Raw genomic sequence first — 11888 nt, forward strand, 5'->3', positions numbered from 1 at the left:
AATGCAAAATTATGGAGAAAAAAATGAAAGTATTAAAAATCTTTTTATTCCTGCTAATTATTTCAATCGGGCAAGTTTCCGCACAGCAGGAATCACCTCCATTTAAAAATCCAAATCTTTCTATTGAAGAAAGAGTAAATGATCTTGTTGCCAGGATGACACTTGAGGAAAAAATTTCTCAAATGATTTACACTGCACCGGCTATCGATCGGCTTGGTATACCAGCATACAATTGGTGGAATGAAGCTCTTCACGGGGTTGCGCGTAACGGGCTGGCAACGGTTTTCCCGCAAGCTATCGGATTAGCTGCAATGTGGGATACTGATTTAATGAGCAAAGTTGCAAACGTAATTTCAGATGAAGGACGTGCTAAGTATAATGATGCAGTAAGTAAAAACAAAAGAGGTATTTACCAGGGAATAACATTCTGGTCTCCTAATATTAATATTTTCAGAGATCCGCGCTGGGGAAGAGGAATGGAAACTTATGGAGAAGATCCTTTCCTCACCGGCCAACTGGGACTTCAATTTGTAAAAGGTATGCAAGGTTCAGATCCAAAATATTTAAAAGTAGAATCTACTCCAAAACACTTTGCAGTTCACAGTGGACCGGAACCGGACAGACATACTTTTGATGCACGTGTAAGCGATTACGATTTGCGGGAAACTTATCTTCCGCATTTTAAAAAACTAATTCAGGATGGAAAAGCAAATTCTGTTATGTGTGCTTATAATCGTTTCCGTGGGGAAGCTTGCTGCGGAAGCAACCAGCTTCTTAAAAGTATTCTCCGCGATGAGTGGGGATTCAAAGGTTATGTTGTTTCTGATTGCTGGGCTGTGTCTGATATTTATAATTCACATAAGTTGGTCAAAACTCCGGAGGAGGCATCATCGCTTGCTGTTAGAGCTGGGACTGATCTTGAATGCGGTGACGCTTACCCAAGTTTAGTAAATGCGTATCAGCAAGGATTAATTAAAGAGGATGAAATTACTACTGCAGTAAAAAGATTATTTTCTATTCGATTTAAACTCGGGATGTTTGATCCGCCGGAAATGGTTCCTTATTCAAAGCTGGATTTAAGAAATGTCGATACTAAAGAAAATCAGAAAATCGCACTTGATGCTGCACGAAAGTCAATCGTTCTTTTAAAGAATTACAAAAATATTTTACCACTTGATAAAAAAATTAAAACCGTTGCTGTTATTGGACCAAATGCAGATGATGCTGAAGTGCTCCTTGGTAATTACAATGGCTTTCCTTCAAATCCAGTTACTCCGCTTACTGGAATTCTGCAAAAATTATTTAACACAAAAGTAATTTACGAACGCGGTTGCGATGTTGCAGAAAATCTCCCGTCATTTGAAGTAATTCCTAATTCAGCATTGTTTACTACAAAAGCAGAGGAAAGAGAAAATGGACTGAAAGCAGAATACTTTGATAACCGCGAGTTTAAAGGAAAACCATCTTTTAAACAAATAGATTATTGTATCGATTTTAAATGGTGGACTGGAGCTCCTGACCCAAAGTTTGATCCTGATAATTTTGGAATTAGATGGAACGGGATAATTGTTCCTCCACGAACAGGGAAGTATGCTATTGGTGGTTATGGTCTAAATGGATTTAGAATTTATTTTGAAGATTCATTGTTGATTAGTTTTGAGGGAACTCACCATCCGGTTAAATCTTATAAGTGGATCGATCTTGTTGCTGGAAAAGCATATAAGATAAAAGTGGAATTTTACAAAACTATGCGTTACTCATTTATGCAACTGCTCTGGTCCGCACCTGATGAGAACCTGGAACAGAAAGCAATTGAAGCCGCAAAGAAATCGGATGCAGTTATTATGGTGATGGGGTTATCCCCACGACTTGAAGGCGAAGAGATGGATGTTACTGTAAAAGGATTTAAAGGAGGAGATAGATTAACCCTGGATTTGCCTGAGACGCAGGAAAATCTGATTAAAAAAATTGCCACTATTGGTAAACCAATTATACTCGTGCTATTGAATGGCAGTGCAGTTGCGGTTAATTGGGAGAATAAAAATATCCCTGCAATCATTGAAGCCTGGTACCCCGGACAAGCTGCAGGAACTGCAATTGCTGATGTAATATTTGGTGATTACAATCCTGCTGGAAGGCTGCCGGTTACATTTTATAAATCAGTAGATCAACTCCCTGAATTTACAGATTACAATATGAGTAACAGAACGTACCGCTACTTTAAAGGTGAACCACTATATCCATTTGGATACGGATTAAGCTACACAACTTTCCAATATAAAAATTTGAAACTGAAAAAAAGTAAAATCAAATCCGGTGAAACAACGAAAGTTTATGTTGATGTTGAAAATACCGGAAAAATTTTTGGTGATGAAGTTGTTCAACTTTATGTTAAAGCTGGCAAAGACAATAAGGCGATAAAGACTTTAAAAGGATTCAATAGAATTTCATTAGATCCAAAAGAAACTAAAACTGTTGAGTTTGAAATTACATCTGAGAAATTATCGCGTTGGATAGATGGGAAAGGATTTTCAGTCGAACCGGATAATTACACTTTGATGATTGGATCGTCATCAAATGATAAGGATTTAAATAAGATAATTCTTAAAGTAGAATAATTACTAAAAGCTTGTGGTTTTTAATCGACAGAATAAATATGTAATCAACTTTTAAGGAAGGTAAAATGAAAAGGATTTTTCTTCTTCTTTGTGCGGTAATATTTTTTAATGATATGTTTTCCCAAAGCTTACTTGTAAATGATAATTATCTTTTATTCAAAGCAGCAGCTAAATCTCCTCTCTACACTACTTACACAGCCACGATGGAAAGATCACGATTGTATGGAGATAAAGGATATAAAATGGATTACTATTCCGATTGCTTTCCAATCAATTATTCAGGAGATAATGCCGGTAAATTTTATGTGGTGTGGAAAGTTAACCAGGTTGTTATAAACAGAATTGAAGAGTATTTCCAGAAGCCTGTAGTTACAAGTTCTTTTCCAGATATGGTTGTAATGGAGTACCAACCATTTCAGGGAGTTCAGGTTCAGGAAACATTTTTTGTTTATAGTTCTACTATTTCTCTGGTTAGCATGCAAATCAAAAACATTTCCAAAGTTGATTACAATATCGAGCTTTATCCAGTACTTGAATTGGGGAATGATTCGTTGCTCATTAAAGGTTACGACGAAAAGTACAAAGGATATGTTACCAATCATTATGAAACAAGGAAAAGATTAATAAGCAACTTGAATTCCAAATGGTCTTATCCAACAGACTGCAGGGATTTCTTTACAGCAAGCTTCTCTCCATATTCTTATGGCGGTTACTTTGGTGGTCTTGATAATTTTTACAACATCATTAAAACAGATTTCTATGCTGAGAAAAGAATTGATTCGCTTAATCTTTTAAAAGTAGGTTTTGTAAATTTTGTTTCGCTGCATGGTAAGTTAAAGCTAAAACCGAGTGAAGAAACAAATGTCCGCTACATACGCGGCTGGCAGGATCAGAAAGAGGATTTAGTAAAACTTCAAGAGGAATGTGAAAAACTGAAAACTGAATCGCTGCAGAAATATGTTGATGCTAACGCAAAATTATTTTCTAAAATCCCACGCATCAAATTTAAAACTGAAGAAGAAAAACTGGTTTATCTTGGAGCATTCAATCTGGCACGCGGATGCATGTATCCTCCCGCTGATTCAACAAAAAATAATTTCTATGTCTTCTCCCGCCAGCCATTGTGGGGATGGGGACATGGACACCAGGTTCTGCATGAATCGTTAAGTATGCTTGCATACGCATATCTCGATCCGCAGTCAGCAGAAGGTTCGCAGCGTGTTTACATTGAACAGCAAGGCAAAGATGGTTTGATCGCTTATCGCCACGGTCCGCGTGGTTTGCAGGACTATCCGCATAAAAGCAATGTTACCGGTAAAGATATGTCAACTACTTCTGCCCCATTTTTTAGCTGGATAAATTGGGAGGTTTATAGTGTTAGCAAAGACAAACAATTTCTGCAGGATGCTTACACATCCGGCGTAAAGTACGTTAATTGGCTGATTGAAAACCGAGACCTAGATAAAGACGGAACATTTGAATGGGGACCATATGGAATAATTGAAAACGTGCGCGATTGGTATAATGCTGTCTTCCAGGTTTCAGCAGAAAGATATCTTGATGTTGATAAGGAAGATATTTCTGATGAGCTTGAATGCGTCGATCTTACTTTTATGGTTATTAAAGAAATGCGCTCACTTTCTTCAATTGCTAAAGAGCTCGACAAAACGAATGAAGCTTTGGGTTGGATGAAAAAAGCTGACGAAATTTCCAAATTGGTGAATGAAAGAATGTGGGACGACTCAACCCAGTTTTATTATTCAATAAATAAAACTGATCACTCATTCAAATTTAAGACAAGAGATTTACGCCGTGAAGAGATCATCGGTTTTCTTGCTTTGTGGGCAGAAGCTGCTCCCAAGGATAGAGCGGAAAAATTGATAAAGCATTTGCTTGATCCTGAAAAATTCTGGCGGAAGTATGGCGTACCAACTCTTTCTGCTAAAGATGAATGGTACAGCGCTTATGTAGATTATTGCTGCAAATGGAATGGTCCGGTTTGGCTCCTTTGGGATTACATGGTTTATGATGGTTTGAAAAAATATGGATATAATAAAATTGCGAGTGAGTTAGCTGGTAAAATGATGCTTGCAGTTACAACCCAGCTTTCTAAGAATCATAATTTCTGGGAATCTTTTAGTCCTGATAATGAGGTGCTGAATTCACCCACAAATTATATCTGGGATTCTATAATGGCAAAATTGCTGATTGAAGAAAACAAAAAACAATAGAACGCGGATGATGCGGATAGTGCGGATGAACGCGGAGGAAGAATGTTACATGAAAATATCACCGGAAAGATTTTAAATTCTTTCTATAAAGTATTTAATACGCTTGGTTATGGCTTTCTGGAAAAAGTATATGAGAATTCAATGGTTATTGAATTGAAGAAAGAGGGATGTAGAGTTGAACAACAGAAAAGTATCAATGTATTTTACGATGAAAATCAGGTCGGTAACTATTATGCTGACCTGATAGTTGATGATCTAGTTATAGTTGAATTGAAAGCAGCCGAAGCATTATGTGAAGAACACGAGGCGCAATTAATAAATTATTTAAAAGCCACAAAAATAGAAGTTGGACTATTATTAAATTTTGGTAAGAAACCTGAATTCAGAAGAAAAATTTTTACAAATGAACGAAAAGATCAGCGTGCATCCGCGGTTTCTGCGTAATCCGCGTTCTATTGTCTTAGAGTTACTTTCTCCAGCCAAGGATTTGGAATGTGGAATTGCTGCCATCAACTGCGGTGCGGATGCGGTTTATATTGGCGCACCTAAGTATGGCGCACGGGCAGCAGTTGGTAACTTAGTTGCAGACATTGAAAAGCTGATCAACTATGCACATAAATTTTGGGCAAAGGTTTATGTTACTGTAAACACAATTATTTATGATGAAGAATTAGAAGATGTTCAGAATCTGATTCATCAACTTTATAAAATTGGAACCGATGCAATAATTATTCAGGATATGGGCATTCTGGAAATGGATATTCCTCCAATACCTCTGTTTGCTTCAACTCAAGCACACAATTATTCTTTGGAGAAAATTAAATTTCTTGAAGAAGTTGGTTTTCAGAGGATAATTTTAGCAAGAGAACTTTCACTCGAACAGATAAAAGAAATAAAGGAGAGTGCAAAAGTTGATTTGGAATTTTTTGTTCACGGGTCTTTATGCGTTTGCTTCAGCGGGCAATGTTATTTCAGTTATGCAACTACGGGACGAAGTGCCAACCGGGGCGAGTGCTCTCAACCTTGCAGATTATTTTATTCACTTGAAGATGCCAATGGAAAAACAATTATTGAGGATAAATATCTCTTATCATTAAAAGATCTTAATCTATCTTCGCATTTAAAAGAAATGGTAGAAGCTGGAATTACATCTTTTAAAATTGAAGGACGCCTGAAAGACATTAATTATATTAAGAACATCACAGGTTTCTATCGCCAGAAACTTGATGAAATAATGAATGGAGATAAATCTTTGCAAAAATCCTCCAGCGGGAAAGTGTTCTTCACTTTCAATCCTGATCCGGATAAAACATTTAATCGAGGATACACAGAATATTTTCTAAAAGGCAACACGAAAAATATTGCATCGATAAATACTCAGAAATCACTCGGAAAATATATTGGCAAAGTAAAAATAATTGGGAAAGATTATTTTGAAGTAAATACCACCGAAAAGTTTGTTAACGATGATGGCATTTGTTTCTTTGATAGCCGGGATGTAATGCAAGGAATGATTTTAAGCAAGGTGATTGATAATCGAATTTATACTAATGAGCTTGATGGACTTTCTATCGGTACTAAGATTTACCGCAACCGCGATCATCAATTCACCAAGGAATTATCAAGAGATAATACAAAAAGAAAGATCGAAGCATTTATTGAGATAGAGGAAGAAGTTGACCGGTTATTGATTTACGCTACTGACGAAGATAATAATAAAATCTCTTACGAGTATATGTTTGAGATAATTCCTGCGAAAGATCCAGCAAAATTTTTAGAGACAATAGAAAAGCAATTCAAAAAATCTGGCGATTCGATTTTTGAAGTCAAAGATGTAAAAATTATTTTTGCCGAACCATTCTTTATTCCAATAGCAAAAATAAATGAAATGCGAAGGGCAGTGTTGGATTTACTGGAAACCGATAGAATTAAAAATTTTCCAAGGCAGATTGTTGAAATTCAAAAAACAAATATTCCGTATCCAGAAAGAAAGCTGACTTATCTTGGCAATGTGGTTAATCGAAAAGCAAAACAGTTTTATGAAAGACACGGAGTTGAGAACATAGAAAATGGTTTTGAGTTGTTAAAGGAAACCAAGGACAAAATAATTTTAACCAGCAAATATTGTATTAAAGAACAGCTTAATCTTTGTCCTTTTGAAACTGATGGCTTTAATGTTAAGGATATTAAGGAACCATTATTCCTAAAATTTAACAGAAAGAAATACCAGTTGGAATTTAACTGTAAGAAATGTGAAATGTCTATAATTCTATAAATCAATATTTATTAAAACAGGATTTCATAAATGAAAAAATTTCTTATTTCGATTTTGTTGCTTATTCAGACAAGTAATTTCCAGGCTCAATCCGAGAAGAATACAACTGGTTCAATTCCGAAATTCAATTTAAAAGAAAATGATTTACTGATCTCAAGAATCGCCCAGCCGCATCAATATTTTGATAAGATTGGACAAAAGGCTGCGTTGATGGGATTTGAAAATGGAATGTTTGAAATGTGGGTATGGCCCTGGAAACCACTAAGAAATTTTGAGCTTCGGTTCTTTACAAATAATTCAACGCAGGCAATCCTTGCTAAAGATATTGTAAGAACAATTGATGCAACACCGGAAGCAACTACAATAACTTATACTTACGAATCATTTACGGTAAAAGAAATTTTTATTGTTCCGGTTAAAGATCCGGGATTGATCATTCTTTTAGATATTCATACTGTTGAACCAATTACAATCGTTCCGGGTTTTCTTCCTGTAATGCAGCCGCAGTGGCCTGCGGGAATTGGTGGTCAATACAGTTATTGGGATGATGATGTTAAAGCATTTGTAATTTCGGAGTCGCAGAGAAGAGCAATTTTCTTGTGTGGTTCACCGGCTGGCAAAGAAATGTCCGCACCACCGGCACATATGTTTGCGGATAATCCGCTTCAGTTTAAAATTGATGTGAAGCCGAATGAGACGAGAGAAAAATACATCCCGATTATAATTGCCGGCGGTATAAATACAAAAATGGATTCAGTGAAAACATTGTTCACAAATCTTTCCCAAAATGCTGAGCAGTATTATTTTGCAAATTATAATTACTATCAGGATTTGCGGAATTCAACAACACAAATAATAACACCGGATAAAAGTTTTAACAGTGCGTACGAATGGGGGAAGGTTGCACTACGGAATTTATTAGTTGATAATCCAACACTTGGTAAAGGATTAGTCGCTGGGTATGGTTTATCCGGAAGCGGTGGTCGCCCTGGATTTGCATGGTTCTTTGGCGGAGATGCTTTTGCAAACTCACTTGCATTTAATAGTTTTGGCGATTTTAATACTGTCCGCGAAGCTCTTGAGTTTACGCAGAAATGGCAGCGGCAGGAAAACTTTCCGATAAGAAAAAAATCTGGTGATGAAATAAACAGAGATGTTGGTAAGATGTCTCACGAACTTTCGCAAAGCGATGGACTTGTGGATTGGTGGAATGATTATCATTTCGGGTATAATCATGCCGATACTTCTCCGTGGTATATTGTTGCAATGGGTGATTACTTCCATAAGAGTGGAGATATTGATTTTATAAAAGAAAGCTGGAACTCAATAAAACAAGCTTACACTTGGTGTCTTGGTAAAGATAGCAACAACGATGGATTAATGGATTTGAAAAACTCCGGGCTTGGTGTTCTTGAGTTCGGTTCGCTTGTAAAAATTTACAACGACATGTACACCCAGGCTCTTTGGACGCAGTCTATTAAAGAAGTTATTAATATGGCAGGATATGTTGGTGATAAAGAAATGGAGAAAAGTGCAAGCAGCTTATTAGTTAAAGCTAAAGAATCATTAGAAAAATTATTCTGGATGGATGATTTAGGATTTTATTCCTTTGGTGCCAATGAAACCGGAGTTCAGGTGAAAGAAAAAAATCCATATCCTTCTATAGCATTTGATTTTGAATTAATGGATAAATCCAGAACAGAAAAAAGTCTGGAAGCATTTGCGCATTCGGATTTGCTAACAGATTGGGGTATCCGAAGTCTTTCAAGCAGCTCTAAATTTTATGATCCAAGGAATTATAATTATGGCGCAGTTTGGCCTTTCAATTCAATAATGCTTGGAACAGCGCTTTATAAATACAATTACAACCTGGCTGGATTTGCAAATCTTCAATCAACTTTGCAGCACCAATCAAATTATGGAATTGGTGTTATCCCCGAAGTATTTTCCGGTGATATGAACCAGAAACTTGGGGAGGCATATCACGATCAAGGATTTTCTACATCTGGTTTTATGGTGCCATTTCTCCGAGGATTAACTGGACTTGAAGTAGATGCACTGAATATGAAAGTAATATTTAAACCACAATTGCCAGCCAACTGGGACAGCTTGATAATAAATAATATTAAAGTAAGGGATGAAAATCTAAACTTAAAATTTTTTAAATCATCAACAGAAATTCGATTATTGATTAACAAAAAAGGAGATTCAAAAATTAATTTTGAATTTACCCCGGTTCTTCAAACTGGTGCACAAATAATAAATGTTCAACTTAATGATAAACAAATTGTTTACAGCGTAATTAATGATAAAAAAGTTTTTCAACCTAAAATTGAATTTACGTGTACAAATAATGACGTAGTAACAATAAAACTAATTCCTGTTCCAGAAATATTTTTATTACCACTTAAATCTAAAATCGGAGATGAAAATCATTCACTTAAATTTATCTCACAAAATAAAGAAGGGAACAAAATTCATTTTAAAGTTGAAGGTATTACCGGAGAGAAGTATGAAGTTGGATTAACAAATCAACAGTTGGTGGGAAAGATTGCCGGAGCAAAATTAAAAGACGGAAAAATGATTGTTGAAATTGAGCCGTCGGATAAAAAAGATTTTGCAGAACACGAAATAATAATTGAAACAAAGCAAAATGAACAATTCGTAATTCCAGTTGTGGTTGTTAAATATTTTCCAGTTGATGGGAAGAATATTGATAAAAAAGCAACGGGTGATTGGGGCGTTTCACTTGAATTTACAAGAACAAAAACTGATAGTATAACAAAAGAAGTTATAACTGCGCTTGAAGAAGGATCAAGATATCATGGTTACAAAGATTCATCTTCAAAGCCATCCTTACAGTATAAAGTGCTAAAGACTTACGAATTTCTTGAACCATTACCGACCGTTAGCAAACCTTACAGCAAAGAACCAATGACCGACTATTACGAAATAATGAAAAGAATAGATGCGAAGAAATGGGTGGAAGAAAACGGCATTAAAGAATTCTGGCTTTGGGGATATCATGGTGGTGTTGTAGGCTTGTGGGAATCAAATATGGCAGGACCGTATGGAGACGTGAGCAACAGTAATCGTGATGAAAATGATTTGCCTGTTCTTAATAAAACTTATACTGTCTATCATTACAATTATCAGCGGGGAACATCTGAAGCAGTTGAAGATCATATGCACCAAACTGAAGCCGTGCTAAATTATATTGATGGAAGAGACACAACGGATGAAGATAGTTGGGGCGATCTTCTTTTCTGGGGTAAGTTTGTAGGAAGCGATATATCACATAAAATTATTAATCCGCACTGCGGATGGGCGCACTATCCTCCTAATGCCATTAAGGATTATGATTGGAAAAATACAAATTTTGTTCAAACAGATATTGAGGATTGGAACCCGGAAGGAACCGGAAAAAAGATCACCATCAATTGTAACAGATGGGAGTGCAATAGTTTAAAGTGGTTTGTTTACTGGATGCAAAACATTCCAGGTGCTAACAACGGAATTAAATACAATGATAAAAAACTAAATAATTGGTGGCAGTTTATTGGCGATTTTGATAATTCACAAAAAAATAAAATCAAACTTGTTGAGTAAAAGCATCTTAAAATTAATTTAAAAATCAACCATTAATAAGTGGACTGAAAAATTATGAATAGGCGCATAACAGTAAAGCATATTGCTGAGGAATTAGGAATATCAATGATGACCGTTTCGCGCGCTTTAAATAATAGACCAAATGTTGAAGAAGGTACGAAAGAGAAAGTTTTAGAGACTTCCAAGCGGTTGGGATATATACCAAATTATATAGCAAAAAGTTTGGTTATGCGTAAAACACAAACCATCGGAGTTGTGGTTCCGGAAATTACGCACTCATTTTTTCCGGAGGCAATCCGGGGTATTGAGGAGGCAGCTTATAAAAGAGGTTACCAGATAATGCTAACACATTCCGCAGAAGACGCAAAAAGAGAAAAAGCTGCAATACACACTCTTGCTTCCAAACGCGTAGATGGACTCCTGATTTCCGTTGCGGAATCAGTCCATGATTTTGATGTGTATAAACACATTATTAAACAACACGGTTTGCCGATTGTCTTTTTCGATAGATGTGTATATGGAATTGGTGCAAGTTGTGTTAGTGTAAATGATGAAGAAAGTTCAAAATTGATCACCGAACATTTAATTAATCTTGGATATACTAAAATTGCACATCTCTCTGGTCCTTCTACACTTTCACTTAGCCGGGCAAGATTTAATGGATTTAAAATTGCACTTGCTGAGCACAAAATAAAATTTATGCAGGAAGATGTAGTTGAATCTGGTTTTCATGAGGCGGGCGGTTATAAAGCGATGATGAAATTATTGGAGCGATCTAAGAACAAACGCCCAAGAGCTATTGTGGCAGTAAATGATCCGGCTGCATTTGGAGCAATGAAAGCTATAAAAGAAAAAAATTTAAGAATACCAGAGGACATTGCAATTGTTGGTTTTTCGGATGATATCCGGGCTGAGTGGATGTACACTCCTTTAACAACTGTAAGGCAACCAGCGTACGAAGTAGGTAAAAGGGCTGCCGAAAAGTTAATTGCCCACATTGAAAACAAAACCGAAATAATTGAAGAAATTAGTGTTCATACTGAACAAATAATCCGCAAGTCGTGCGGTTGGAAACTTAAAGGAAAACATCATTGAAAATAATAACCGATAGAATTTTATATGTGTATAATGGTTGACTTTTTTTAATTTTTAATC

The 11888-nt window shown here is 36.0% G+C and carries 6 protein-coding genes; all 6 read left to right on the plus strand.

Annotated features, from left to right (window positions below; all coding sequences use genetic code 11):
* Nucleotides 1-23: 23 nt before the first annotated feature.
* Nucleotides 24-2618: a glycoside hydrolase family 3 C-terminal domain-containing protein gene (locus NTX22_10370; GenBank protein ID MCX6150919.1), complete on the plus strand. Its 2595-nt coding sequence runs from the start codon at nucleotides 24-26 to the stop codon at nucleotides 2616-2618.
* A gap of 65 nt (nucleotides 2619-2683) precedes the next feature.
* Entirely contained in the window at nucleotides 2684-4849 is a 2166-nt protein-coding gene (locus tag NTX22_10375) for a trehalase family glycosidase (GenBank protein MCX6150920.1), read from the plus strand.
* 42 nt (nucleotides 4850-4891) lie between these two features.
* On the plus strand, nucleotides 4892-5293 hold the full coding sequence (locus tag NTX22_10380; GenBank protein MCX6150921.1) for a GxxExxY protein: 402 nt from the start codon (nucleotides 4892-4894) through the stop codon (nucleotides 5291-5293).
* Nucleotides 5253-7124, plus strand: coding sequence for a U32 family peptidase (locus tag NTX22_10385; protein ID MCX6150922.1), 1872 nt, complete (start codon nucleotides 5253-5255; stop codon nucleotides 7122-7124). Before NTX22_10380 ends, NTX22_10385 begins: the two co-directional genes overlap by 41 nt.
* Before the next feature lie 30 nt (nucleotides 7125-7154).
* Nucleotides 7155-10733, plus strand: coding sequence for a GH116 family glycosyl hydrolase (locus tag NTX22_10390; protein MCX6150923.1), 3579 nt, complete (start codon nucleotides 7155-7157; stop codon nucleotides 10731-10733).
* A gap of 54 nt (nucleotides 10734-10787) precedes the next feature.
* Nucleotides 10788-11828 (plus strand): LacI family DNA-binding transcriptional regulator, encoded by a 1041-nt coding sequence (locus NTX22_10395; GenBank protein MCX6150924.1) that lies wholly within the window; start codon nucleotides 10788-10790, stop codon nucleotides 11826-11828.
* Nucleotides 11829-11888 lie beyond the last annotated feature (60 nt).

The sequence above is a fragment of the Ignavibacteriales bacterium genome, assembly GCA_026390815.1.
Lineage (GTDB): Bacteria > Bacteroidota > Ignavibacteria > Ignavibacteriales > SURF-24 > JAPLFH01.